Raw genomic sequence first — 25,807 nt, forward strand, 5'->3', positions numbered from 1 at the left:
CGACGTTTCGCCCGATGACTGATAAAGCAGAGCTGTTATCAGGAGTTGGACGGCAGGCACCTGTTTGTGCGTCATTCGAAGTTTATGTAGCGCTTCCCGAAGGGGCTGACATAAGAAGGTGAATGAGCCACTGCTGATTATTATGCACGAACTATGCCACCTTTCAAAACAAATTATTAACAGTATGATATATAACGAATTACATGCAATAACCCACTAAAATTCATTTGTCTATTCTTTGACCATAGTGTCGCCAATTGGCAACAACAAATCAGTCCTCAATTACACATATTTAAAATCAATAGCTTAAGTGTCGTCATTCAGAGACACCATTAAACCGCGTCTGTCGGTAATTCCCGACACTCTGATACGGCCTCGATCACAAATAAAAAAGCCCCCTGAATTAACAGGGGGCCCGTTTTCATCAACTTAGCGGTATTAACCCAGTTGCTTACGCGCGTTGCGGAAGATACGCATCCATGGGCTGTCTTCACCCCAGTTTTCCGGGTGCCAGGAGTTACTGACGGTACGGAAGACGCGTTCCGGGTGCGGCATCATGATCGTCGCGCGACCGCTTTCGCTGGTCACCGCGGTAATGCCGTTCACCGAGCCGTTCGGGTTCGCCGGATAGGTTTGCGTCACTTTGCCGAAGTTATCGACGAAACGTAGCGCCACCAGGCCTTTGCTTTCAAGCGCGGCCAGGTGCGCGCTGTCCCGCACCTCCACCTGCCCTTCGCCGTGAGAAACGGCAATCGGCATCATCGAACCGGCCATGCCCTGCAGCAGCAGCGATGGGCTCTGGGTGACTTCAACCAGGCTGAAACGCGCTTCAAAGCGGTCAGAGTGGTTGCGTACGAAGCGCGGCCACAGGTCGCTTCCAGGGATCAGCTCACGCAGGTTGGACATCATCTGACAACCGTTACACACGCCCAGCGCCAGCGTCTGCGGGCGATGGAAGAAAGTGGCGAACTCATCGCGTACGCGTTCGTTGAACAGAATCGATTTCGCCCAACCTTCGCCTGCCCCCAGTACGTCACCGTAGGAGAAACCGCCGCAGGCCACCAGCGTATGGAAGTCGCCAAGACCGGTACGACCCGCCAGCAGATCGCTCATATGCACATCGATGGCATCGAAGCCGGCGCGATGGAAAGCGGCCGCCATTTCAACGTGAGAGTTAACCCCCTGCTCGCGCAGCACGGCCACTTTCGGGCGCGCGCCGGTCGCAATATACGGCGCGGCAACATCTTCATTGATATCAAACGACAGCTTAACGTTAAGACCCGGGTCGCTATCGTTAGACTTCGCCTGGTGCTCCTGATCGGCGCATTCCGGGTTATCGCGCAGGCGCTGCATCTGCCAGGTGGTCTCCGCCCACCACATACGCAGCGTGGTGCGGCTTTCGCTGAACAGCGGCTGACCGTCGGCGGTGATAACAAAACGATCGCCTGCCGTCGCCTGGCCTAAGTAGTGCACGCAATCTGCCAGACCATTCATCGCCAGCAGCGCTTCCACCGCTTCGCGATCCGCGGCGCGAACCTGAATCACCGCGCCCAATTCTTCGTTGAACAGCGCCGCCAGACGATCGTCGCCCAGCGCGGCGATATCGGCAGTTACGCCGCAGTGACCGGCGAACGCCATTTCCGCCAGCGTCACTAACAGTCCGCCATCGGAGCGGTCGTGGTAGGCCAGCAGTTTACGCTGCGCCACCAGTGCCTGCATCGCGTCCCAGAAGCCTTTCAGCTGCGCGACATCACGCACGTCGGCCGGCTGGTCGCCTAGCTGGCGATAGACCTGCGCCAGCGCGGTGGCGCCCAGCGCGTTACGACCTTTGCCGAGATCGATCAGCAGCAGGGCGTTATCTTCCGTAGAGAGTTGCGGAGTCACGGTGCCGCGCACGTCTTCAACGCGGGCAAACGCGGAGATCACCAGCGACAGCGGCGAGGTCATTTCGCGCTGCTCGCTTCCTTCCTGCCAGCGGGTTTTCATCGACATTGAGTCTTTACCCACCGGGATAGTCAGGCCCAGCGCTGGACACAGTTCTTCACCGACTGCTTTTACCGCCTCATACAGGCCGGCGTCTTCACCCGGGTGACCGGCTGCCGCCATCCAGTTTGCCGACAGTTTGACGCGGTTGAGTTCGCCAATCTGCGTAGCGGCGATGTTTGTCAACGCTTCGCCGACCGCCAGGCGGGCAGAGGCGGCAAAGTCGAGCAGCGCAACCGGTGCGCGTTCACCCATCGCCATCGCTTCGCCGTAGTAGCTATCGAGGCTGGCGGTGGTCACCGCGCAGTTGGCGACCGGGATCTGCCACGGCCCCACCATCTGGTCACGCGCCACCATACCGGTCACGGTGCGATCGCCGATGGTCACAAGGAAGGTTTTCTCAGCCACCGTCGGCAGATGCAGCACGCGGTTAACCGCATCGGCAATCGTCATTGGTTGACGATCCAGCTCGCTGCCCTGCGCTTTCAGCGTTTGCACGTCACGCGTCATTTTCGGCGTTTTGCCGAGCAGGACGTCCAGCGGCAGGTCGATCGGCCGATCGTTAAAGTGGCTGTCGCTCAGGCTAAGGTGTTGCTCCGCCGTGGCTTCGCCGATCACCGCATAAGGCGCGCGCTCGCGGCGGCACAGCTCTTCAAACAGCGGCAGCTGTTCCGGCGCGACCGCCAGAACGTAACGCTCCTGGGATTCGTTACACCAGATCTCCAGCGGGCTCATGCCCGGCTCATCGCTGAGGATATCGCGCAGCTGGAATTTTCCGCCGCGGCCGCCATCGCTCACCAGCTCCGGCATGGCGTTAGAGAGACCGCCCGCGCCAACGTCGTGGATAAACAGAATCGGGTTCGCATCGCCCAGCTGCCAGCAGCGGTCGATCACTTCCTGACAGCGTCGCTCCATTTCCGGGTTGTCGCGCTGTACAGAGGCGAAATCCAGATCGGCATCAGACTGGCCGGAAGCCATGGATGACGCCGCGCCGCCGCCGAGACCAATGTTCATCGCCGGGCCGCCCAGCACGATAAGCTTGGCGCCAACGGTGATTTCGCCCTTCTGGACGTGCTCGCCGCGGATGTTGCCAATACCGCCCGCCAGCATGATCGGTTTGTGATAGCCGCGCAGCTCTTCGCCATTGTGGCTGGTCACTTTCTCTTCATAGGTACGGAAGTAGCCATTCAGCGCCGGACGACCAAATTCGTTGTTAAACGCCGCGCCGCCCAGCGGGCCTTCGGTCATGATATCCAGCGCGGTCACGATACGCTCAGGTTTACCGAAATCCTCTTCCCACGGCTGTTCAAAACCCGGGATACGCAGGTTAGACACCGAGAAGCCGACCAGACCCGCTTTCGGCTTCGCGCCGCGCCCCGTGGCGCCTTCGTCGCGGATCTCGCCGCCGGAGCCGGTTGCGGCGCCCGGCCACGGCGAAATCGCCGTCGGGTGGTTGTGAGTTTCAACTTTCATCAGAATGTGCGCCGGCTCCTGATGGAAGTCATAGCGCCCGGTCTGGTAGTCGGCGAAATAGCGTCCGACTTCGGAACCTTCCATTACCGCGGCGTTGTCTTTATAGGCAGACAGCACATATTCCGGGTTTTTCTCGAAGGTATTCTTAATCATTTTAAACAGCGACTTCGGCTGTTGTTGGCCGTCGATAATCCAGTCGGCGTTAAAAATTTTGTGGCGGCAATGTTCCGAGTTGGCCTGCGCGAACATATACAGTTCAATGTCGTTCGGATTGCGGCCAAGCTTAACGAATGCGTCCTGCAGGTAGTCGATTTCGTCATCGGCCAGCGCCAGCCCCAGACGGAGGTTGGCGTCAATCAGCGCCTGACGTCCCTGGCCCAACAGGTCCACGCTGGCCACCGGTGTCGGCTGATGATGAGCAAACAGCTTCTCTCCCTCTTCCAGCTCAGTGAAAACGCTCTCCATCATGCGATCGTGCAGCTCCGCCGCAACGGCGTCCCACTGCGCATCGCTCAGACCCTGTGCTTCAACGTAGTACGCCACGCCGCGTTCCAGCCGCACGACCTGCGATAAACCGCAGTTATGGGCGATGTCGGTAGCTTTGGAGGACCAGGGGGAGATAGTGCCGGGGCGAGGGGTGACGAGCAGTAATTTACCGGTTGGCGTATGGCTGCTGAGGCTTGGGCCATATTTAAGCAGTCTGACCAGTCTTTCGCGCTCCTCATCGCTTAGCGGGGCGCTCAGGTCGGCAAAGTGAACATACTCCGCGTATAAGGTGCTAACCGGCAGGTTGGCCGCCTGAAAACGTGCCAGCAGTTTGTTGATACGGAATGCCGACAGTGCAGGTGAACCACGCAAAATATCCATCATAAGTCTCTCGTCTTCGAAGCTTTCAAGGTGAGCCAGGGGGAAACGGGCGCCATTATAGAGAATCCTGAGCCCCGACGAAACCGTTTGCGTAGAAATAAAATAATTCATCAGTTTTATCAATAAATGTGACATGAATCGCGAATATGTTGCCAACTGGCGCATTCTTAAGCAAAATGCCGCTCAACTTACGGCAACCTTTTACTTTTTCCGGATATACCCAGCTGAGGAACTCCACGCTGCAGAAAATTAACTATTTGAAAAAATTAAAGATTAATTATCTGCTGATCGGCGTCGTCACCCTTTTGTTGGCGGCGGCGCTGTGGCCGTCTTTACCGTGGATGGGAAAACCGGAGAACCGCGTTGCCGGGATCATTGCTCGCGGCGAACTGCGCGTGAGTACAATTAACTCGCCGCTGACCTACGCCGCCATCAACAACAAAGACTACGGTCTCGATTACGAACTGGCGAAACGCTTCGCCGATTACCTTGGGGTGAAGCTGAAAGTCACCGTGCGGCAGAATATTAGCCAGCTATTTGACGATCTCGATGCCGGTAAAACCGATATGCTGGCCGCCGGGCTGGTCTATAACACCGAGCGGGTAAAGAACTATCAGGCGGGCCCCACCTATTATTCCGTTTCGCAGCAGCTGGTCTATCGCGTTGGCGGTAATCGTCCGCGTACGCTGGCCGGGATCAACGCCGAACAGCTCGCCATCGCCCCAGGCCACGTCGCCCTCAACGACTTGCAGGCGCTGAAGGAGAGCAAATACCCGGACCTCAACTGGCGCGTTGATGAAAAGCGCGGCACCACCGCCCTGATGCAGGCGGTCATCGACGGCACGCTGGAATATACCGTCGCCGATTCCGTCGCCGTCAGCCTGTTCCAGCGCGTACATCCGGAGCTGGCGGTGGCTCTCGACATCAGCGATGAACAGCCGGTCACCTGGTTTAGCGAAAAAAGCGAAGACAATTCACTATCGGCAGCCATGCTCGATTTCTTTAATAGTATGAATGAAGACGGCACCCTCGCCCGCCTGGAAGAGAAGTATCTCGGCCACGGCAACGACTTCGACTATGTTGATACCCGCACCTTCCTGCGCGCGGTACAGAATACGCTGCCGGATCTGAAGCCGCTGTTTGAGAAATACGCCCGACAGATCGACTGGCGACTGCTGGCGGCGATTGCCTGGCAGGAGTCGCACTGGGATCCGCAGGCCACCTCGCCGACCGGCGTGCGCGGTATGATGATGCTAACCCGTAACACTGCCCAAAGTTTAGGTCTGACCGATCGTACCGATGCCGAACAGAGCCTCGACGGCGGCATGCGCTATCTGCAGGATATGATGGCCAAAGTGCCGGAGGCGATCCCGAAAGAGGAGCGGATCTGGTTTGCGCTGGCGGCCTATAATATGGGCTACGCGCATATGCTTGACGCAATGGCGCTGACTAAAAACAAAAAGGCAACCCGAACAGCTGGTCCGACGTTAAGCAGCGTCTGCCATTGCTGAGCCAGAAGCCCTACTACAGCCGCTTAAAATATGGCTACGCCCGCGGCCATGAGGCTTACGCCTACGTGGAAAATATTCGTAAGTACCATATCAGCCTGGTTGGATATTTGTCTGAACAGGAAAGGAAAGCGGCGCAAGAAATGGCGATTGCCGAAGCTTATCCAGCCGTCGCGCCGGAAGAACTCGATAGCGAGCATAAAGAGTATGCGATGCCCTTCTTTAAATTCCGCGGCGAAAAGCTCGTCGACAACGTTAAGCTGAAGTTGCCGACAATGGGACGTTAGCCCTCTTCCTGACGCGCTTTCTTCAATGCCTTTTTCTCTTCCCGCCGCCAGCGGAAGAAGTCGCTCAGCATCGCGGAGCAAGATTCAGCCAGAATTCCCTCGGTAATTTCAACCCGGTGGTTCATCCCCGGATGATGCAGCACATCGATTAACGACCCGGCCGCGCCGGTTTTAGCATCGCGGGCACCGAACACCAGACGCGAAATGCGGCTATGCACCATCGCCCCGGCGCACATCACACAAGGCTCCAGCGTGACGTACAGCGTAGCATCAATTAAACGATAGTTCTGCAGGACCAGCCCTCCCTGACGCAGCGCCATAATTTCGGCATGGGCGGTGGGATCGTGACGACCAATTGGCCGGTTCCAGCCCTCGCCGATGACCTGATTGTTATGCACCAGCACGGCGCCCACCGGCACCTCGCCCTCTTCCCAGGCGCGTTTCGCCAACGTCAGCGCATGGCGCATCCAGTATTCATCATTAAATTCGTGGTCAGACACAGCGGCACTCCTGCAGAAAAAGCGGGGCGCATTATACATGGGCGCTATATATCGCCCAAATAATTCGCCTGCAGCGGAATTATTCGAGCTGCTGGAGATCGCCCTGCGGCGTCACTCGCCAGCGATGCTGGCAAAAACAGAGTAGCGGGTTATCCTGCTCGCTATCGCTATAGCCGCTATATAAGCGTAGCGGCGCGCCGATCCGCTGTTCCAGCTGCGCTACTTTCTCATGGCCCAGGCAACGCAGCGTCAGCACCCAGCCGCCGCGACGGCGGCTCATGCGGCTGGCGATAAGCTTTACGCGCGGCAGCCAAAGCGTATCGGCATAGACCTGTTCCACCAGCGACTGCGGTGAGCCGGTAATCAGCCAGACGTCGGCATCGGTACTGGTTAAATAGTCGTTTAGCCGGCCCTGTACCACCGGAAAGGCGGTCACGTGCTGGCGAAACCAGCTAACGAACTCCGCCTCCAGACGCTTAAGATGGCTTTCACGCCGGCCGCAGGTGGCAGCCCACAGCAGCAGGCTCATCGGCCAGCGCGCCGCGCGTCCGTTAACCAACAGGCCCAGCAGTACTATTGGCGACAAGGCCGCCACTGACAGTATGTTGAGCGGTTGACGACGTAAGAGGTAACGAATAAAGCTGCCGAACATATCCTGCTGGTGCAATGTGCCATCAAGATCGAAAAACACAACTCGTCGCGCGTTACTGTTCAAACCGAACTCCTTTCTGGTACGGATTTTCCTGGCGATGCCGATAGCTTAACAGGCTTGCCGCGACGAGCGCGAAATTGTCTGCCACGGTTGAGGTAAGATTCAGAATCTGACCCATTCGCATAATTCTTCACAGCAGAATTTTTAATTCGTACTATTCCACTTATAATCGAATACAAAATTCTTTCAGCCGCTAACGCCCTCCTTCGGAGAAGCCATGAACTGTTTAATCCGCATCCGCCAACGTTACCCGTCGCTGGCGGCGAGCGACAAAAAACTTGCCGACTTTATTCTGGCTCAGCCGGACCAAACCCGCCATCTCAGCTCGCAGCAGCTGGCGGGCGAAGCGGGCGTCAGCCAGTCCAGCGTGGTGAAGTTCGCGCAAAAAATGGGGTTCAAAGGCTTTCCGGCATTAAAACTGGCGCTCAGCGAAGCGCTGGCCAGCAGTCCGGATCCGCACTCTGTGCCGGTACATAACCAAATTCGCGGCGACGATCCGCTGCGTCTGGTAGGCGAAAAGCTGATCAAAGATAACATCGCGGCGATGCACGCCTCGCTGGACGTCAACAGCGAAGAGAAACTTCTGGAAGCAGTGGCCCTGCTGCGCGATGCTCGTCGGGTGATCATTACCGGCATCGGCGCCTCCGGGCTGGTGGCGCGCAATTTTAGCTGGAAGTTAATGAAAATTGGCATTAACGCCGTCGCCGAGCAGGATATGCATGCGCTGCTGGCAACGGTGCAGGCGATGTCGGCGGACGATCTGCTGTTGGCTATCTCCTATTCCGGAGAACGCCGCGAGATCAATATGGCGGCCGCTGAAGCGCTCCGCGTCGGCAGCAAGATCCTCGCGATCACCGGGTTTACTCCCAATGCCTTACAGCAGCAGGCCTCGCAGTGCCTTTACACCATCGCTGAGGAGCAGGCGACGCGCAGCGCAGCCATCTCCTCCACCAGCGCGCAAATGATGCTCACCGATCTCCTCTTTATGGCGCTGGTGCAGCAAGATCTTGAACACGCGCCGGAACGCATACGCCATAGCGAAGCGCTGGTGAAAAAGCTGGTCTGAGTAGAAAATGGGCATCAGGCAATGCCCATAAACATCAAATTGTTTTTAGCTGATTGATAATAAAAGGATTTATCTGTAATAAAAGCAGCAATTTTCGCGGTGCCCCGGTTGGCTGACGTCGTTTAGTTTCCCAGCTTTTAACTAAGTCATAGCTAACGCCTACGGCGAGAGCAAAATCCTGCTGTTTTAAGCCAGTCGCTTCGCGGATCGCTTTCACATCAATCGGGCTAAAAGTGTGAACATGCTGTGGTTCAGGGGTTTGCTCACCTTTTTCAATTCTCACCATTTCTTCTGCACTGGCCAGCAGATCGGCAAATAATTCGTCTTTCATCTGTACCTCATCGCCCTCGTGGACACCACTGACACCGTGGTCCCGTGGAGTGATAGAAACTCAGCGTTATTCCAGCATATCGGATAACTGTTTCAGCATCTTCTTTTGTTCTTCCGTTAAATCATCCAGCTCATTTTTGGGATAAACCAATGCCAGATAAATCCGCCCTTTACGCGTCACATTGTAATAAATAATTCTCACCCCGCCACGCTTGCCCATCCCCGGTCGGCTCCAGCGAATTTTTCGAAATCCCCCTGTCCCTGCGATGGTATCGCCAGCCTCAGGATCCTCAATCAACATCTCCTGAAAAAAGCGAAACTCGTCATCCGGTAGAAGCGCCTGACGCCGTTTACTGAAACCCTGCAGCTCAATAAAAGTGTACATACCGCATCCTGCGTACCATGATTATAAAATCATCATAAGTGTACGGGGTACAACAAGCAAGTTAATAAATGTACCAGGTACACATTCAGGCTCACGGGATTATAAATAAACACGCTAGCGAAGCGCTGGTGAAAAAGCTGGTCTGAGTAGAAAATGGGCGTATAATGCCCGCCCTGTTTGTGTTGTTTCTGAGATTTTCCTGATGGCGCTGTTAATCACCAAAAAATGCATCAATTGCGATATGTGCGAACCGGAGTGCCCGAATGAGGCCATTTCGATGGGCGAGAGCATTTATGAGATTAACAGCGACCGCTGCACCGAGTGCGTGGGCCACTACGACACGCCAACCTGCCAGAAAGTGTGCCCGATCCCGAATACTATTCTCAAAGATCCGGCGCACGTCGAGAATGAAGAACAGTTGTGGGATAAATTCGTGCTCATGCACCACGCGGATAAGCTTTAACCGCGGGTTTAGCTTTCGACGATCACCGTGGCGCAGGCGTAGTGGCGTTCATCGGCGAGAGTGACGTGAATAGCGCTTACCCCCATCCGTTCGGCTAAAAGCTTTGCTTCGCCCCATAACCGCAGTTTCGGCTTGCCCAATTCATCGTTGTAAACTTCGAACTGATTAAACGCCAGGCCGTTGCGAATACCGGTTCCGAGCGCTTTCGCCGCCGCTTCTTTGACCGCAAAGCGTTTTGCCAGAAAACGCACCGGCTGCTGATGTTGCTCCCAAATGCTCCATTCGTGATCGCTCAGCACCCGGCGCGCCAGGCGATCGCCGCTACGGGCGATCACCGCTTCGATGCGGGCGATTTCGACGATGTCGGTACCCAGCCCAAGAATCGCCATTAGCCGCGCGCTTCCAGCATCAGGCGTTTCATTTCCGCGACAGCCTCTTTCAGGCCGCTCATCACTGCGCGACCAATAATGGCATGGCCGATATTCAGTTCGTGCATTTCCGGCAAGGCGGCAATGGCTTTCACGTTGTGATAGGTCAGACCGTGACCGGCGTTCACCTTCAGGCCAAGGCTGGCAGCATAGGTCGCCGCTTTGGCGATACGCTCAAGCTCTTTAGCCTGTTCGGCATCGGTTTTGGCATCGGCATAGCAGCCGGTATGGATTTCAATATACGGCGCGCCCACTTCGGCAGCCGCTTTGATCTGCTCATCATCCGCGTCGATAAACAGGGAGACCAGAATACCGGCATCCGCCAGGCGCTGACAGGCATCGCGCATCTTATCGCGCTGCCCGGCCACGTCCAGCCCACCCTCGGTGGTCACTTCCTGACGCTTCTCCGGCACCAGGCAGCAAAAGTGCGGTTTAGTTTCGCAGGCGATCGCCAGCATCTCTTCGGTAACCGCCATTTCAAGATTCATTCGGGTATGCAACGTCTGGCGCAGGATGCGCACGTCACGATCGGTGATATGGCGGCGGTCTTCGCGCAGGTGCACGGTGATACCATCGGCGCCGGCCTGTTCAGCAATAAAAGCCGCCTGCACCGGATCCGGATAAGCGGTACCGCGCGCGTTACGCAATGTCGCAATGTGGTCAATATTGACCCCTAACAGTAATTCAGCCATGACAATCCTCGTTAATCATTATTCGTATTATCGGCTCGCGCCTTTCGCGCGGGCATAAACTGGCGAAACAATTCCCGGCTCTTGAGCGGTTTCCCTCCAAGATACGGCTTCAGGGCGATGCGGGTAAAGCGCTTCGCGGCGCGCAGCGTATCTACATCCGGAAACTCGCGGCTAGCCAACGCTTTCAAATGGTGCCCGGTAAACGTGCTGTTATCAATCACCAAGCTGGCGATAAAGCCTTTTTCTTCGCGATAGCGGTAGGTCATGGTGTCATCCACCGGGTCGCCGCTGCCGGCGCAGTGAAGGAAATCAACGCCATAGCCCAGGTGCCCGAGTAGCGCCAGCTCAAAGCGCCGCAGCGCGGGCTCCGGCGAACCGCTGGCCCCGGCAAGCGCCTGGATGCAATGCAGGTAGTCGAAAAAGAGTTCAGAGAAGCGCGTTTCGTGCTCGAGCACGCGGGAGATGAGTTCGTTAACGTAAAGACCGCTGTAGAGCGTGATACCGCTGAGCGGCAGCGCCAGCGAGACGGCTTCCGCGCTGCGAAGCGTTTTGACTTCGCCGCGGCCGCCGAAGCGAACCAGTAAGGGGGTAAAGGGCTGTAAGGCGCCCTTGAGATTAGAGCGTTTGGAGCGTGCGCCTTTGGCAACCAGGCGCACGCGACCGGACTCTTCCGTAAAGACGTCCAGCATCAGACTGGTTTCGCTCCACGGTCGGCTATGCAGGACAAAGGCGCGCTGCCATCCATCCACGTTGCGTTAACTCAGAGGTCGTCAACGTAACCGAGACTGCGCAGCGCGCGCTCGTCATCGGCCCAGCCGGATTTCACTTTGACCCACAGTTCGAGGTGCACCGGCGCTTCAAACATCTCTTGCATGTCTTTGCGCGCTTCGATGCCGATGGTTTTGATTTTGGCGCCTTTGTTGCCAATTACCATCTTCTTCTGCCCTTCACGCTCGACGAGGATCAGGCCGTTGATGTCGTAACCGCCGCGTTCGTTACTCACGAAACGTTCAATTTCGACGGTCACGGAGTACGGCAGTTCAGCGCCCAGGAAACGCATCAGCTTTTCGCGGATGATCTCGGAGGCCATAAAGCGCTGGGAACGGTCGGTAATATAATCTTCCGGGAAGTGATGAATCGCTTCCGGCAGATGTTTACGTACGATTGACGCGATAGTATCAACGTTGGTGCCGGTTTCCGCAGAGATCGGCACAATGTCGAGGAAGTTCATCTGGCTGGCAAGGAACTGCAGGTGCGGTAGCAGATCCGCTTTCTCCTGCACGTTATCAACTTTGTTGACGGCCAGAATCACCGGCGCGCGCGCATCACGCAGCTTGTTTAGCACCATCTCGTCATCTTGCGTCCAGCGAGTGCCTTCAACAACGAAGATAACCAGTTCCACATCGCCAATCGAGCTGCTGGCCGCTTTGTTCATTAAGCGGTTAATCGCGCGCTTCTCTTCCATATGCAGGCCCGGGGTATCAACATAAATCGCCTGATACGGCCCTTCGGTATGGATACCGACGATGCGGTGACGGGTAGTCTGCGCTTTACGGGAAGTGATCGAGATCTTCTGCCCAAGCAGCTTGTTCAACAGCGTGGATTTGCCAACGTTTGGACGACCAACGATGGCGACAAATCCGCAATAACTTTTTTCTTCGCTCATTCCAGCTCCAGTTTTTTCAGCGCCTGTTCGGCGGCAGCCTGCTCCGCCTTGCGACGGCTGGAACCTGTGCCAACCACCGGTTCACTCAGGCCACTGACCTGGCAGTGGATAGTAAATTCCTGATCGTGCGCTTCGCCGCGTACCTGGACGACCAGGTAAGACGGCAGCGGCAGATGACGACCCTGCAGATACTCCTGCAGACGCGTCTTCGGATCCTTTTGCTTATCGCCCGGGCTGATTTCGTCCAGACGAGTCTGGTACCAGGAGAGGATTAAGCGTTCAACATTCTGAATATCGCTGTCGAGGAAAACCCCGCCGATTAAGGCTTCTACGGTATCAGCCAGAATCGATTCGCGACGAAAACCGCCGCTCTTCAGCTCGCCAGGCCCAAGGCGCAGGCACTCGCCCAGTTCAAATTCGCGGGCGATTTCCGCCAGCGTATTGCCTCGCACCAGCGTCGCGCGCATACGGCTCATATCCCCTTCGTCTACCCGAGGGAAACGATGATAGAGCGCATTGGCGATCACAAAACTTAAAATAGAGTCGCCTAAAAACTCGAGACGCTCGTTGTGTTTGCTGCTGGCACTGCGGTGAGTTAATGCCTGTTGCAACAGCTCCTGATGAACAAAAGTGTAGCCCAGCTTTCGTTGAAGCCGATTAATTACGATGGGGTTCATGCGTTACCAATAAATGAATGCGTCAAAGATGCAGCACACGAAACCGACCTGAGCATACATACCCTTGATATATAAGGGTAGAAACTAACCAACGCGGTTTCGTGTGCAGTGTCACTCTTTCGAGAGACAACCAAAAACTTCGGGGGGATATTCTATACGCAACGACAAGGGATGTCGTTAGTTTGGATGGATTTAAATACTAAATAATTCACGCTGCCGTTATTGCGTTGGCAGCGTGAATTAAGACGGGGAATTAGTGGATGCCGCCAATGCGCGATAAACGTACGCCGGTTGGCCACTCGCCTTCCTGTTTTTCGAAGCTCATCCAGATGGCGGTGGCTTTACCCACCAGGTTCGCTTCCGGCACGAAGCCCCAGTAACGGCTGTCGGCGCTATTGTCGCGGTTGTCGCCCATCATGAAGTATTCACCCGGCGGAACGACCCACGTTGCCAGCGGCTGGCCGGACTGACGATAGTACATCCCCACCTGATCCTGAGCGATGGGTACCGTCAGAATACGGTGGGTCACTTCACCCAGCGTCTCTTTACGCTCGGTCAGACGAATACCATCGGCTTTGGTTTCGCCTTTCGGCAGTTGCCAGAAACCGCTGGTGGCTTCGCCGCCGTTGCGGCGGGAGAAGGTCTGAACGAAATCGCTTGGTTCGACGTTGGAGTAGGTGATCGGCAAGGCGCTACCGCATGACTGACCCGACGCGCAGCCAGGCTCAATCGTCACCTGTTTAGCCACCGGATCGTAAGTGACTTTATCGCCCGGTAAACCGACCGCGCGTTTGATGTAGTCCAGACGCGGATCTTCCGGATATTTAAACACCACGATATCGCCACGTTTCGGATGACCGGTTTCGATCAGCGTTTTCTGGTAGATCGGATCTTTAATGCCGTAGGCGAATTTCTCCACCAGGATAAAATCGCCAATCAGCAGAGTCGGCATCATCGAACCTGACGGGATCTGGAAAGGTTCATAGATAAACGAACGCACAACCAGCACAATCGCCAGTACCGGGAAGACCGAGGCGCCGGTTTCCAGCCAGCCCGGTTTCGGGCCGACTTTCTTCAGCGTCTTCTTGTCCAGTTGCTCGCCGGTCGCTGCCTGAGCAGCGGCCTGACGTTCACGACGTTTTGGTGCGAATATGAACTTATCCAGACACCACAACAGCCCTGTCACAAGGGTCGCAATGACCAGAATCAGGGCAAACATGTTCGCCATGCCAACTCCTTAGATTATTTGCCGTCTTTACCAACGTGCAGAATGGCGAGGAACGCTTCCTGCGGCAGTTCAACGTTACCGACCTGTTTCATACGCTTTTTACCTTCTTTCTGCTTCTGCAGCAGCTTTTTCTTACGGCTGACGTCGCCGCCGTAGCATTTCGCCAGGACGTTTTTACGCAGCTGTTTCACGGTAGAGCGCGCGATAATGTGGTTACCAATAGCCGCCTGAATCGCAATATCGAACTGCTGACGCGGGATCAGATCTTTCATCTTCTCGACCAGCTCGCGGCCACGATACGGCGCATTGTCGTTGTGCGTGATGAGCGCCAGCGCATCGACGCGCTCGCCGTTGATCAGCACGTCAACGCGCACCATGTTAGAGGCCTGGAAACGCTTGAAGTTATAATCCAGCGACGCATAGCCGCGAGAGGTGGACTTCAGACGGTCGAAGAAGTCGAGGACCACTTCCGCCATCGGGATTTCATAGGTCAGCGCAACCTGTTTGCCATGGTAAACCATGTTGGTTTGCACACCGCGTTTCTCGATACACAAGGTGATCACGTTGCCGAGGAACTCCTGCGGCAGCAGCATGTGACATTCGGCGATCGGCTCACGCAGTTCCTGAATATTATTCAGCGGCGGCAGCTTCGACGGACTATCGACGTAGATAACCTCTTTAGAGGTAGTTTCTACTTCATAGACTACCGTCGGCGCGGTGGTAATCAGGTCAAGATCGTATTCACGCTCCAGACGCTCCTGAATGATTTCCATGTGCAGCAGGCCGAGGAAGCCGCAGCGGAAGCCGAAGCCCAGCGCCGTAGAGCTTTCCGGCTCATAGAACAAGGATGCATCGTTCAGACTCAGTTTACCCAGCGCATCGCGGAAGTTCTCATAGTCATCAGAGCTCACCGGGAACAGACCGGCGTAGACCTGCGGCTTCACTTTTTTGAAGCCCGGCAGCGCCTTATCCGCTGGATTACGCGCCGCGGTCAGGGTATCGCCCACCGGCGCGCCGAGGATGTCTTTAATAGCGCAAACCAGCCAACCCACCTCGCCGCATTTCAGTTCGGTACGGTCAACCTGTTTCGGGGTGAAGATGCCCAGACGGTCGGCGTTATAGACCTGACCGGTGCTCATCACCTTAATTTTGTCGCCTTTGCGCATGGTGCCGTTTTTAATACGCACCAGCGACACGACGCCTAAATAGTTATCGAACCAGGAGTCGATAATCAGCGCCTGCAGCGGCGCGTCCGGATCGCCTTCCGGCGGCGGAATATCACGAACCAGACGTTCCAGCACATCCGGCACGCCGACACCGGTTTTCGCCGAGCAGCGAACCGCGTCGTGAGCGTCGATACCAACGATATCTTCAATCTCGTCCGCTACGCGCTCAGGGTCGGCCGCAGGCAGGTCGATCTTGTTAAGAACCGGGACGACTTCGAGGTCCATTTCCATCGCGGTATAGCAGTTCGCCAGGGTCTGGGCTTCTACACCCTGCCCGGCGTCAACCACCAGCAGCGCGCCTTCGCACGCCGCCAGGGAGCGCGATACTTCATAGGAGAAGTCAACGTGGCCCGGGGTGTCGATAAAGTTGAGCTGATAAGTTTCACCATCGCTGGCTTTATAGTCCAGGGTGACGCTCTGCGCCTTGATGGTAATGCCGCGCTCACGTTCAAGGTCCATGGAGTCCAGAACCTGGGCCGCCATTTCGCGATCAGAAAGGCCACCGCAAATCTGGATGATACGGTCAGACAGCGTCGACTTACCGTGGTCGATGTGAGCGATGATCGAAAAGTTACGTATATTCTTCATATTTAGAGTTAATTATGCCTTACGAGTCTCATGAGGCCGCTGTTCTGTGCCTGACGTTTTTTAATCCGAAAACGCCGCATTCTACACTACATCCGCGAAACCAGGAAATGCTGTTAGATCCAGCATAACGGCAGAATTGTGGCGTTGTATCAGGAAGCGTAAATAAAGATGAGGGACAGTGAAATCACTGCCCCATTTCAGAGGAAGGCGTATCGACGCGCAGCAGATCCGGCGGTAAACCAACGCTTAAAATCACCGGCTGCCACGACTGGCGAGCAGCCAGCTGCGGCGACAGCCCACGCGCCACCAGGAACCCGCCGACGCCGCCCAACAGCGCGCCGCACAACGAAGCGATATCGCTGGCAAACAACACCTGAAAAATAGATGCCATCACAAACAGCCCGAACAGCGGCGCCATGTAGACCAGCAGCGCCGAACCCAGCAGGCTGCTTTCAGCAATGCCCAGCTCCACTTTTTGCCCGGCCGTCAGCGGCTGCTCACAGGGGACGCTAATGGTATGGCTGGTTTGCGGCCCCAGTTTATTGAGCACCCGGCTACCGCACCCGGCGCGCGAGGCGCAGCTGCTGCAAGAGGCTTTAACATCGCAGTGAACCTGCGCCACGCCGTTGTGCCAGGAGACAACAGTCGCCCACTCTTTGATCATTGCGCGGCCCTGAACTTAATACTGTCGGAGATACGTTTTGCCGTCTGCGGCGGTAATTCGCCCACCACTGAGATTTCGGCGTTATCGCGCACCGAGGTACTGACGGTACGGCGGCCGGTGCGCAGCAGCTGATCGCTACTGTTTACGGTCGCGCGGTTAACGTTGACGGAGAAGCTGAACAGACCATCGGAATAGAGACGCGACTCGACAGGAGCATCGAAGGTCGGTAAACGACGCTGACTGCTGGAAACTTCCGTCACGCCCTGCGGCAGCCAGGTCGGCGCCCAGTTAAAGTTGGCTTTATTGCCGCTTTCCGGGACCGACAGCTGCGGCGGCAGGCTGGCTTTCGACAGCGCTTCCATACTCGAGCTTACGTTATCACCGATATTGAATGAGACCACCCGGAACTGCTCCAGGGTTTCACCGTCGCGGTCGAGCAGGTCGACGCGCAGCGGCAGCTTGGTCTCGGCATCCAGCCACGCAATGTAGCTGTAGCGCGTACCGTCGCGGGCTACTACGCGCACCACATCGCACAGGCGATCGGCGATACGCGTACGGCCAACGGAGATGAAATCATAATACGAGGCCAGCTTTTTGAAATCGGTATACACCAGAGACGGCAAGGAATCGACGATATAGTCGCCATTCAGAGTGAAGGGATCGAGACCGGGTTCAAAATAGCTGATTTCAGTACCGCGCAGCACCACTTCCCGACGCGGACCGTCGAGCTGCAGCAACTGAGCAAGGGGCTGGTTGTTCAACCGCACGTGACGATAGCGCAGCGACTCAACGCCCTGTTTGTTGATACTGACAAAAGACAGCTCGTAATTGAGGGACTGGCTAGCCAGGTTCATCTGCTGCAACAACGCCCCGGACGATGTATCAGCCGAGGCGTTGGTGGAGAAGAACAGGCTGCCCGCCATGAGCGACATGGCACACCAAAGTTGCTTCATTACTGCGATTGCGTTCCTAAAGTTTGATAACCTGGCACCTGAACAGCGGCTTGCTGAGTCTGGGCCTGGCCAAACTGAAGCTGCTCAGCGTGCAGGCGACGCTGCAATTCATAGTCCTGCAGCATAGCATTAATACGACGACGTTGCTCCTGAACCTGCGCCTGCTGACCGCTGCCGGCGGAGGCATCAGCCGGAACGCCCAGGCTAACCGGGCTGGCTTTGCCCATCATCGGCATGGTGTTGAAGACTGGCGCTTCCGGCTGCTGGGAGGCATCGGAGTGTCCGTTATACTGCTGGACGCCAACGATCACAGCCAGAGAAACGCACGCTGCCACACCCATTTGGGTAAGCGAGCTGGCCCACGGGCGTACTTTCTGCCAGAAAGGCATTTGACGCCACTGGTGTGGAGCAGGTTGAGACTCAGGAATAAGCGGCGCAACCTGACGAGCAGGTTCGTTCTCGATGGCGGCCATCACGCGAGCTGAGATATCGAATTGGAGCATCTCGGCGGTATCGCCTCGCAGCGTGTCGCGGATGAGATGGTAGCTCTCCCAGGTTTTTTGCATTTCAGAAGAACGACTCAGCTCATTGAGCAGCTCGTTATCCAGCGTTTCACCATCCATTAAGGCCGAAAGTTTTTCTTTCTGCATGCCTGATACCCTTTTCCAGTATTCCGCTATCGTCAACGCCTGATTAGCGGTTGAACTTTATTATCAATAGCTTCACGTGCCCGGAAGATACGCGAACGTACCGTGCCAACCGGACAATCCATGATGGCGGCTATTTCTTCATAGCTCAGGCCATCCAGCTCCCGCAACGTAATTGCCATGCGTAAATCTTCGGGAAGCGATTCAATGGTACGAAAAACTATTTGTCTCAGCTCTTCTGACAACATTAAGTTCTCAGGGTTCGAAATTTCTTTCAATGCCCCGCCGCTTTCGAAGTTTTCCGCCTCGTTGGCGTCAACATCGCTTGATGGCGGACGGCGTCCCTGAGCAACCAGATAATTCTTTGCCGTGTTTACGGCGATACGATACAACCAGGTATAAAAAGCGCTATCCCCCCGGAAAGAATCCAGCGCACGCCACGCCTTCACGAACGACTCCTGAACAACGTCAGCAATATCGCCCGGCGGTACATAGCGGGAGACCAGGCTTGCAACCTTGTGCTGATAGCGCACTACCAGTAGGTTAAAGGCTTTCTGATCTCCTTTCTGGACCCGTTCAACGAGGACCTGATCCGTTAACTGCTCGCTCATCCGAGGTAATGTCTCCCCAAACCCAATTCCCATGCGTATTCAGAACACCACCCAAGCACTGCATTATGAGCAAGCAGACGTTTGGAGTGTCTGAACACAATAAAGTTCCGTTACGCTTTTGATTTTTGTCTGACAACGGTGGACTGATTGTTATCTCTCATTATAAGTCCCGTTGTTCAACGCCAGGTAAGCTAATGAAGAAAAAGCGCAAGGCCCGCCTGAAGGGTAACGTAACCCAACTTATTTTTCACTATAAAATCTGAAGGTAACGGCTTGCTTCGCAAATATTTTCTTTCGTTTACATATTTGCTTTTCTGCCACCCTTGTTTAGCCCGCACAACTATTCACGAAAATAATTGTACGATTTAGCCCCACCAGGTGCTATGGTGAGGCTATTGTGTTTAGTAAATTAAACAGAAGCTATGAAGACGACTCCTGACTTTTCCTGTGATGTGTTGATTATCGGCAGCGGCGCTGCCGGATTGTCTCTGGCGCTGCGCCTGGCGGAACGCCACTCGGTTACCGTCCTGAGCAAAGGGCCGGTTAGCGAAGGCTCGACTTTCTACGCCCAGGGTGGAATTGCCGCCGTTTTCGATGAAACCGACAGCATCGAATCCCACGTCGAAGATACGCTCATCGCCGGGGCCGGACTTTGTGACCGTCATGCCGTCTCCTTCGTCGCCAGCAACGCCAAACCCTGCGTGCAGTGGCTTATCGATCAGGGGGTACTGTTTGATACCCAGGTGCAGGCCAACGGTGAAGAGAGCTATCACCTGACCCGCGAAGGCGGCCATAGTCATCGGCGGATCCTGCATGCCGCCGATGCCACCGGCAAAGAGGTTGAGACGACGCTGGTTGGCAAAGCGCTGGCGCATCCGAATATCACCATTCTGGAACGTAGCAACGCGGTTGACCTGATTATCTCCGATAAGATTGGCCTGCCGGGTACCCGGCGGGTAGTCGGCGCGTGGATCTGGAACCGTAATAAGGAAAAGGTAGAAACCTGCAGCGCAAGAGCCGTGGTGCTGGCGACCGGCGGCGCCGCGAAAGTCTACCAATATACAACGAACCCTGATGTCTCCTCCGGCGACGGCATCGCCATGGCCTGGCGCGCGGGATGCCGTGTGGCCAATCTCGAATTTAACCAGTTCCACCCTACCGCGCTGTTTCATCCACAGGCGAGAAACTTCCTCTTAACGGAAGCTCTGCGCGGCGAAGGCGCGCTGTTGAAACGGCCTGACGGTAGCCGCTTTATGCCGGACTTCGACGAACGCGGCGAACTGGCCCCGCGCGATATAGTCGCCCGCGCCATCGACCATGAGATGAAGCGCCTCGGCGTCGACTGCATGTATCTGGATATTAGCCATAAGCCCGAAGCGTTTATTCGCCAGCATTTTCCGATGATTTATGAAAAGCTACTCGGCCTTGGTATTGATTTGACCAAAGAGCCGGTGCCTATCGTACCCGCCGCCCACTACACCTGCGGCGGCGTGATGGTGGATGATAACGGACGTACCGACGTCGACGGTCTGTACGCCATCGGCGAGGTAAGCTACACCGGGCTGCACGGCGCCAACCGCATGGCCTCGAACTCATTGTTGGAGTGTCTGGTGTACGGCTGGTCGGCAGCCGAGGACATAGCGAAACGCCTGCCGCTGGCGCAAGCGGCGGAACAGCTGCCGCCATGGGATGAAAGCCAGGTTGAGATCCCGGATGAACTGGTGGTGATTCAACATAACTGGCACGAACTGCGCCTGCTAATGTGGGACTATGTCGGAATTGTGCGTACCACCCGCCGGCTGGAACGAGCGCTGCGGCGCATTACTATGCTGCAGCAGGAGCTGGATGAGTATTACGCGCGTTTTCGCGTCTCCAATAACTTACTGGAGTTGCGCAATCTGGTGCAGGTGGCCGAGCTTATCGTGCGTTGCGCCATGCAGCGTAAGGAGAGCCGCGGCCTGCACTATACGCTCGACTACCCGGACACGCTGGAAAACAGCGGCCCGTCGGTGCTCTCGCCGCTTGCTCACATAAAGAGATAGAAGTCGCGGGTCAGCGCGGTAAAGCCTTCAGAGTACTGCTGCTCTGGCCCACGAACCACCAGCCGATCGCTGAAACACTCGCCGGCGCTGGGAGAGAATGCCAGCAGGACCCGATGCGGCGGGCGCATTTCTGTTTCCGCCACGTCGGTGCGTAAGCGCAAATGCCACCCCATCGCTTTCGCCCGTTCGACAAACGCATTACCAATATCCACCGGCAGCACCACGCAGAAAAAGCCCTCCTCGGTAATCAGATCTGTGGCGCAGGTGAGCAGCGTCGTATGATCGAGCGAGGTGGTATAACGCGCTTGTTCGCGCTGCGACGTCGCGCAAGGTACGCCTTCGGCAAAAAACGGCGGATTGCTGACGATGAGCTCATAGCGCCGCGGCGGCTGCGGCTGCCACTGCTGAATCGGCGCCTGGTATACGGTGATGCGTCCAGGCCAGTTGCTGGCCGCCACGTTATCCCGCGCCTGCGTCGCGGCCTCTTCATCCAACTCCACCGCATCCAGTTGGACCGAATTCGCGGTACGCTGGGCTAACATTAATGCCAACAAACCGCTGCCGGTTCCGATATCCAGCACGTGCTTCACCTGAGCAATCGGCGCCCAGGCGCCCAGCAGAATACCGTCGGTACCGACTTTCATGGCGCAGCGATCGTGGGCGACGAAAAATTGTTTAAAGGTAAAACCATTGCGCGGCAGCGCAAACTTCGACTGAGACATCCTCAAAACCTTGCTGACGAAAACTCCTGTGCTTAAGGCTATGCACAATACCGGAGAACAGATAGCCTTACAAACAGATGAACATTACGTCAGTAACGTCTATAATCGGCGGCCCACTCAGAGGTAGAACATGACTGTAACGACTTTTTCCGAACTTGAACTCGACGAAAACCTGCTGGAAGCGCTCCAGGATAAAGGTTTCACACGCCCGACAGCCATTCAGGCCGCCGCTATTCCGCCTGCGCTTGATGGCCGTGATATTCTCGGTTCTGCGCCGACAGGCACCGGTAAAACTGCGGCATATTTGCTGCCAGCGTTGCAGCATCTGCTTGATTTTCCGCGCAAGAAATCGGGGCCGCCGCGGATCCTTATCCTGACGCCGACCCGCGAGCTGGCGATGCAGGTTGCCGATCACGCCCGCGAACTGGCGAAGCATACCCATCTGGATATTGCCACCATTACCGGCGGCGTTGCGTACATGAACCACGCGGAAGTGTTCAGCGAAAACCAGGATATCGTGGTCGCCACCACCGGTCGCCTGCTGCAGTATATTAAAGAAGAGAACTTCGACTGCCGCGCGGTAGAAACGCTGATCCTTGATGAAGCGGACCGCATGCTGGACATGGGCTTTGCCCAGGATATCGAAACCATCGCCGGTGAAACCCGCTGGCGCAAGCAGACCATGCTGTTTTCCGCCACGCTGGAAGGCGATGCGATTAAAGACTTTGCCGAACGCCTGCTGGAAGAGCCGGTTGAAGTTTCTGCAAATCCGTCGACCCGCGAACGTAAAAAAATTCACCAGTGGTACTATCGCGCCGATGATATCGATCATAAAACCGCGCTGCTGGTTAATCTGCTGAAGCAGCCGGAAGCAACCCGCTCTATCGTCTTCGTGCGTAAACGCGAGCGCGTTCACGAACTGGCCGCTAAGCTGCACGAAGCAGGCATCACCACCTGCTGGCTGGAAGGCGAAATGGTGCAGATCAAACGTAACGAAGCGATTAAACGCCTGACCGATGGTCGCGTGAACGTGCTGATTGCCACCGACGTCGCCGCGCGCGGTATTGATATTCCGGATGTCAGCCACGTGTTTAACTTCGATATGCCGCGCACAGCCGATATCTATCTGCACCGTATTGGCCGTACCGGCCGTGCAGGTAAGAAAGGCACCGCTATTTCGCTGGTTGAAGCGCACGATCACCTGCTGCTGGGTAAAATCGGCCGCTACGTTGAAGAACCGCTGAAAGCTCGCGTGATTGATGAATTGCGCCCGAAAACCCGCGCGCCGAGCGAGAAGTTAACCGGTAAACCATCGAAGAAAGTGCTGGCGAAACGCGCCGAGAAAAAAGAGAAAGAAAAAGAGAAGCCGCGGGTGAAGAAACGCCACCGCGATACCAAAAACATCGGTAAGCGCCGTAAGCCAAGCTCTGCCGTGACGCCGTCAACGTCCAACGAAGAGTAAAAAAAACGCCGGGATATCCCGGCGTTTTCACATCTGGCTTCAGCCTTACAGGCTTTCGGTAAAGGTACGAGCGATAACGTCGCGCTGCTGTTCCGGAGTCAGAGAGTTAAAACGTACCGCGTAGCCGGAAACACGAATGGTCAGCTGCGGGTATTTTTCCGGGTGCTCAACGGCATCCAGCAGAGTTTCGCGACGCAGCACGTTCACGTTCAGGTGCTGACCGCCTTCCACGCGGACTTCCGGTTTCACGTCTACCGGGATTTCACGGTATTCGATTTCACCCAGTTTGCTCACCGCAACTACGTCATCTTCCGCAAAACCACCTTTGGCACACAGGCAGCGCGCTTCGCCTTTTTCGCTATCCAGCAGCCAGAAAGAGTTCAGCAGGTCGTCGTTTGCCGCTTTAGTAATTTGGATACCAGTAATCATTTGATGCCTCCCAGGCAGTGTTTATTCGATTTTGGCCTCTTTGCGGCCAATTGGTAAAACCATTGTTGTATGAGTGTATATATATCAGCCACACACCCGGCATTCATTGACTTAAATCAACAAAAACCACTCACTCAAAGTGGGTATATGAGGATAGTATTGTTTTACATCAAGTTACGCCAGTAGGTGCCATAAAAAAATTTGTAAATTTTCAATTTTTTTTATGCACAACCAGTCAGGAATGACGTCGCGATTTTGTTATGCAGAAAGAAGCAGTTAAGCTATGGGCATGACACTTTGCAGGAGAGCGAGATGACCACCCCATTAACCTGGCACGACGTGCTGGCGGAAGAGAAGCAGCAGCCCTATTTTCTCAACACCCTCAAGACCGTCGCCGAAGAGCGCCAGTCCGGCATGACTATCTATCCGCCGCAGAAAGACGTCTTTAACGCCTTTCGCTATACCGAACTGGGCGAGGTCAAAGTGGTCATCTTAGGTCAGGATCCCTATCACGGCCCGGGACAGGCGCACGGTATGGCCTTTTCTGTTTTACCGGGAGTGCAGATACCGCCGTCGCTGCTGAACATGTATAAAGAGCTGGAAGGCACCATCCCCGGCTTTCAGCGCCCGGCGCATGGTTATCTGGAAAGCTGGGCGCGCCAGGGCGTGCTCCTGCTTAATACCGTGTTAACGGTGCGCGCCGGTCAGGCGCATTCACACGCCAGTCTCGGCTGGGAAACCTTTACCGATAAAGTGATAGCGCTGATTAACCAGCATTGTGAAGGAGTGGTATTTCTGCTGTGGGGGGCGCACGCGCAGAAAAAAGGCGCCATTATCGATCGCCAGCGCCATTGCGTCCTGAAAGCGCCGCACCCGTCGCCGCTGTCGGCGCACCGCGGTTTCTTCGGCTGCAACCACTTTGTGCAAACCAACCAGTGGCTGGCCGAACGCGGCGAGGCGCCCATTGACTGGATGCCGGTGCTGCCCGCTGAAAGCGAGTGAGCGACGATAATAAAAAAGCCAGCATCAGCTGGCTTTTTGCATTCAGAGACCGTTATCAGGCCTTATTCTGACGCCACCATTCCGCCAGCAGCACGCCGGTCGCCACGGAGACGTTAAGGCTTTCGACGTTGCCGGTGCCATCGATGGCGACGTTGAGGTCAGAGCTGGAGATCGCCGCATCGGACAGACCGTCGCGCTCCTGGCCTAATACCAGCACCATTTTCTTCGGCAGCTCGGCCTTAAACAGCGGCGTACCGTTATGGCTGGAGGTCGAGACGATGGCGTAGCCAGCCTGACGGAACTGCGTCAGGGTATCGATAAAGCTGTCGCCGGTGATCGGCTCAACATGTTCCGCGCCGCCTTCTGCAGTACGGATCGCCGCGCCAGACTCCAGCACGCCGGCATCCTGTACTACCACGCCTTTCACGCCAAAGTGCGCGCAGCTACGCATAATCGCGCCGAGGTTGTGCGGGTTGCCAACATCTTCCAGCGCCAGTACGCAATCTTCGGCTTCTGCTTTCGCCACCCACTGGGCCACGGAAGTACCATGACGTTTTTTGATCAGGAAGCAGACGCCGCCGTGGTGTTCGGTACCAGACGCCTTCGCCAGTTCGGCTTCGTCCACTACGTGGTAGGCCTTACGGTTGGCCGCCATCCAGCGCAGCGCCTCTTTAAAGCGCGGAGTGACGCTCTGGATAAACCAGGCGCGTACGATGGCTTCCGGACGGCTCTGGAACAGCGCCTGACAGGCGTTCTCGCCGTAGACGCGGGTCTCTTCCGCGCGCTGACGACGCAGCACTTCCGGATCGATAAAGCTCTTACCGCTGATGCCGCCGTGATCTTCTTTTACCGGCGTCTCATCACCCGGAGCGCGGGAAACGGTGCGCCACGGAGACGCATCGTCACGGTTAAAATCATTGCGCTTGCGATCGTCGCGTTTGCGATCGTCGCCGCGGCTGTTACGTTCATCGCGCGCAGGGCGGCTGCGGCCGTCAACACGTGACTTTCCTGGACGCCCTCCCCCTTTCCCGGTACGCGGGTTATGGGTACGTTTGTCAGAATCATCATCACTGCGGACATACATCACTTTGACCTTGCCGCTTTTATTTTTCAGTTCGTCGCTCATCTATTTTCTCCACCTGCGCTGCGCGAAGCGCGAAGATTACCCGATGTATCTTCACTTAGCCATTATTTCA

Annotated in this window: 25 protein-coding genes and 1 pseudogene; 6 read left to right on the forward strand and 20 right to left on the reverse strand. The window is 56.0% G+C overall.

The window, feature by feature from the left end:
- Positions 1 to 438: 438 nt before the first annotated feature.
- Positions 439 to 4,326, reverse strand: a complete 3,888-nt coding sequence (gene purL / locus EAE_RS00880) for a phosphoribosylformylglycinamidine synthase (protein ID WP_047079282.1) — start codon at positions 4,324 to 4,326, stop codon at positions 439 to 441.
- A 173-nt stretch (positions 4,327 to 4,499) separates the two neighbouring features.
- Here purL and mltF point away from each other — a divergent pair.
- Positions 4,500 to 6,118 (forward strand): annotated as a pseudogene (gene mltF, locus EAE_RS00885) (membrane-bound lytic murein transglycosylase MltF).
- Here mltF and tadA read toward each other — a convergent pair.
- Complete coding sequence (gene tadA, locus EAE_RS00890; protein WP_015370298.1) at positions 6,115 to 6,618, reverse strand: tRNA adenosine(34) deaminase TadA; 504 nt, start codon at positions 6,616 to 6,618, stop codon at positions 6,115 to 6,117. The pseudogene mltF and the gene tadA sit on opposite strands and share 4 nt — an antisense overlap.
- A gap of 79 nt (positions 6,619 to 6,697) precedes the next feature.
- Positions 6,698 to 7,333 carry a phosphatidylglycerophosphatase C gene (yfhb, locus tag EAE_RS00895; protein ID WP_015370297.1) on the reverse strand — a complete coding sequence of 212 codons (636 nt, stop codon included), beginning with the start codon at positions 7,331 to 7,333 and terminating at the stop codon, positions 6,698 to 6,700.
- Between the two features lie 214 nt (positions 7,334 to 7,547).
- Between yfhb and EAE_RS00900 the strand changes: the two genes are divergently transcribed.
- Positions 7,548 to 8,396 (forward strand): MurR/RpiR family transcriptional regulator, encoded by an 849-nt coding sequence (locus EAE_RS00900; protein WP_015370295.1) that lies wholly within the window; start codon positions 7,548 to 7,550, stop codon positions 8,394 to 8,396.
- Between the two features lie 34 nt (positions 8,397 to 8,430).
- On the opposite strand, the gene nadS is transcribed toward EAE_RS00900, so the two are convergent.
- Positions 8,431 to 8,727: a NadS family protein gene (gene nadS / locus EAE_RS00905; protein ID WP_015703180.1), complete on the reverse strand. Its 297-nt coding sequence runs from the start codon at positions 8,725 to 8,727 to the stop codon at positions 8,431 to 8,433.
- Positions 8,728 to 8,793: 66 nt separating this feature from the next.
- Complete coding sequence (locus EAE_RS00910) at positions 8,794 to 9,111, reverse strand: type II toxin-antitoxin system RelE/ParE family toxin (protein ID WP_015703181.1); 318 nt, start codon at positions 9,109 to 9,111, stop codon at positions 8,794 to 8,796.
- Between the two features lie 202 nt (positions 9,112 to 9,313).
- Between EAE_RS00910 and EAE_RS00915 the strand changes: the two genes are divergently transcribed.
- Complete coding sequence (locus EAE_RS00915; RefSeq protein WP_015370294.1) at positions 9,314 to 9,574, forward strand: YfhL family 4Fe-4S dicluster ferredoxin; 261 nt, start codon at positions 9,314 to 9,316, stop codon at positions 9,572 to 9,574.
- Between the two features lie 8 nt (positions 9,575 to 9,582).
- Here the strand turns inward: EAE_RS00915 and acpS are convergent, their stop codons facing one another.
- The 12 genes from acpS to rseD form a co-directional block, all read right to left on the reverse strand.
- The gene (gene acpS, locus EAE_RS00920) at positions 9,583 to 9,963 is read right to left on the reverse strand and encodes a holo-ACP synthase (RefSeq protein WP_015370293.1); all 381 of its coding nucleotides are present in this window, start codon (positions 9,961 to 9,963) and stop codon (positions 9,583 to 9,585) included.
- The gene (gene pdxJ / locus EAE_RS00925) at positions 9,963 to 10,694 is read right to left on the reverse strand and encodes a pyridoxine 5'-phosphate synthase (protein WP_015370292.1); all 732 of its coding nucleotides are present in this window, start codon (positions 10,692 to 10,694) and stop codon (positions 9,963 to 9,965) included. Before pdxJ ends, acpS begins: the two co-directional genes overlap by 1 nt.
- 11 nt (positions 10,695 to 10,705) lie before the next feature.
- Positions 10,706 to 11,443 (reverse strand): DNA repair protein RecO, encoded by a 738-nt coding sequence (gene recO / locus EAE_RS00930; protein WP_015370291.1) that lies wholly within the window; start codon positions 11,441 to 11,443, stop codon positions 10,706 to 10,708.
- 11 nt (positions 11,444 to 11,454) lie between these two features.
- On the reverse strand, positions 11,455 to 12,360 hold the full coding sequence (gene era / locus EAE_RS00935; protein WP_015370290.1) for a GTPase Era: 906 nt from the start codon (positions 12,358 to 12,360) through the stop codon (positions 11,455 to 11,457).
- A complete protein-coding gene (gene rnc, locus EAE_RS00940) occupies positions 12,357 to 13,037 on the reverse strand; it encodes a ribonuclease III (RefSeq protein WP_020078171.1) in 681 nt (226 codons plus the stop codon). Before rnc ends, era begins: the two co-directional genes overlap by 4 nt.
- A 253-nt stretch (positions 13,038 to 13,290) precedes the next feature.
- Complete coding sequence (gene lepB, locus EAE_RS00945; protein WP_015703182.1) at positions 13,291 to 14,265, reverse strand: signal peptidase I; 975 nt, start codon at positions 14,263 to 14,265, stop codon at positions 13,291 to 13,293.
- 14 nt (positions 14,266 to 14,279) lie between these two features.
- Positions 14,280 to 16,079 (reverse strand): translation elongation factor 4, encoded by a 1,800-nt coding sequence (lepA, locus tag EAE_RS00950; protein ID WP_015370288.1) that lies wholly within the window; start codon positions 16,077 to 16,079, stop codon positions 14,280 to 14,282.
- A 184-nt stretch (positions 16,080 to 16,263) separates the two neighbouring features.
- Positions 16,264 to 16,743: a SoxR-reducing system protein RseC gene (gene rseC, locus EAE_RS00955; protein WP_015703183.1), complete on the reverse strand. Its 480-nt coding sequence runs from the start codon at positions 16,741 to 16,743 to the stop codon at positions 16,264 to 16,266.
- On the reverse strand, positions 16,740 to 17,696 hold the full coding sequence (gene rseB / locus EAE_RS00960) for a sigma-E factor regulatory protein RseB (protein WP_015703184.1): 957 nt from the start codon (positions 17,694 to 17,696) through the stop codon (positions 16,740 to 16,742). Before rseB ends, rseC begins: the two co-directional genes overlap by 4 nt.
- Positions 17,696 to 18,346, reverse strand: a complete 651-nt coding sequence (gene rseA, locus EAE_RS00965; RefSeq protein ID WP_015370285.1) for an anti-sigma-E factor RseA — start codon at positions 18,344 to 18,346, stop codon at positions 17,696 to 17,698. The genes rseB and rseA overlap by 1 nt, the downstream gene beginning before the upstream one ends.
- 32 nt (positions 18,347 to 18,378) lie before the next feature.
- Positions 18,379 to 18,954, reverse strand: a complete 576-nt coding sequence (gene rpoE / locus EAE_RS00970; protein WP_002914074.1) for an RNA polymerase sigma factor RpoE — start codon at positions 18,952 to 18,954, stop codon at positions 18,379 to 18,381.
- A complete protein-coding gene (gene rseD, locus EAE_RS25500; RefSeq protein ID WP_157195214.1) occupies positions 18,951 to 19,052 on the reverse strand; it encodes a rpoE leader peptide RseD in 102 nt (33 codons plus the stop codon). Before rseD ends, rpoE begins: the two co-directional genes overlap by 4 nt.
- A gap of 324 nt (positions 19,053 to 19,376) precedes the next feature.
- On the opposite strand from rseD, the gene nadB reads away from it, so the two are divergent.
- Positions 19,377 to 20,996 carry an L-aspartate oxidase gene (gene nadB / locus EAE_RS00980; protein WP_015703185.1) on the forward strand — a complete coding sequence of 540 codons (1,620 nt, stop codon included), beginning with the start codon at positions 19,377 to 19,379 and terminating at the stop codon, positions 20,994 to 20,996.
- Here nadB and trmN read toward each other — a convergent pair.
- Positions 20,981 to 21,718 carry a tRNA(1)(Val) (adenine(37)-N(6))-methyltransferase TrmN gene (trmN, locus tag EAE_RS00985; protein ID WP_015703186.1) on the reverse strand — a complete coding sequence of 246 codons (738 nt, stop codon included), beginning with the start codon at positions 21,716 to 21,718 and terminating at the stop codon, positions 20,981 to 20,983. The genes nadB and trmN overlap by 16 nt on opposite strands.
- Before the next feature lie 130 nt (positions 21,719 to 21,848).
- Between trmN and srmB the strand changes: the two genes are divergently transcribed.
- Positions 21,849 to 23,180, forward strand: a complete 1,332-nt coding sequence (gene srmB / locus EAE_RS00990; protein WP_015370281.1) for an ATP-dependent RNA helicase SrmB — start codon at positions 21,849 to 21,851, stop codon at positions 23,178 to 23,180.
- 45 nt (positions 23,181 to 23,225) lie between these two features.
- Here srmB and grcA read toward each other — a convergent pair whose 3' ends face one another.
- Positions 23,226 to 23,609: an autonomous glycyl radical cofactor GrcA gene (gene grcA / locus EAE_RS00995; protein ID WP_002914084.1), complete on the reverse strand. Its 384-nt coding sequence runs from the start codon at positions 23,607 to 23,609 to the stop codon at positions 23,226 to 23,228.
- A gap of 312 nt (positions 23,610 to 23,921) precedes the next feature.
- On the opposite strand from grcA, the gene ung reads away from it, so the two are divergent.
- Positions 23,922 to 24,611 (forward strand): uracil-DNA glycosylase, encoded by a 690-nt coding sequence (ung, locus tag EAE_RS01000; RefSeq protein ID WP_015703187.1) that lies wholly within the window; start codon positions 23,922 to 23,924, stop codon positions 24,609 to 24,611.
- Between the two features lie 55 nt (positions 24,612 to 24,666).
- On the opposite strand, the gene EAE_RS01005 is transcribed toward ung, so the two are convergent.
- Positions 24,667 to 25,737 (reverse strand): tRNA/rRNA methyltransferase, encoded by a 1,071-nt coding sequence (locus tag EAE_RS01005; RefSeq protein ID WP_015703188.1) that lies wholly within the window; start codon positions 25,735 to 25,737, stop codon positions 24,667 to 24,669.
- Between the last annotated feature and the right edge of the window lie 70 nt (positions 25,738 to 25,807).

The organism is Klebsiella aerogenes KCTC 2190 (assembly GCF_000215745.1).
Taxonomy (GTDB): Bacteria; Pseudomonadota; Gammaproteobacteria; order Enterobacterales; family Enterobacteriaceae; genus Klebsiella; species Klebsiella aerogenes.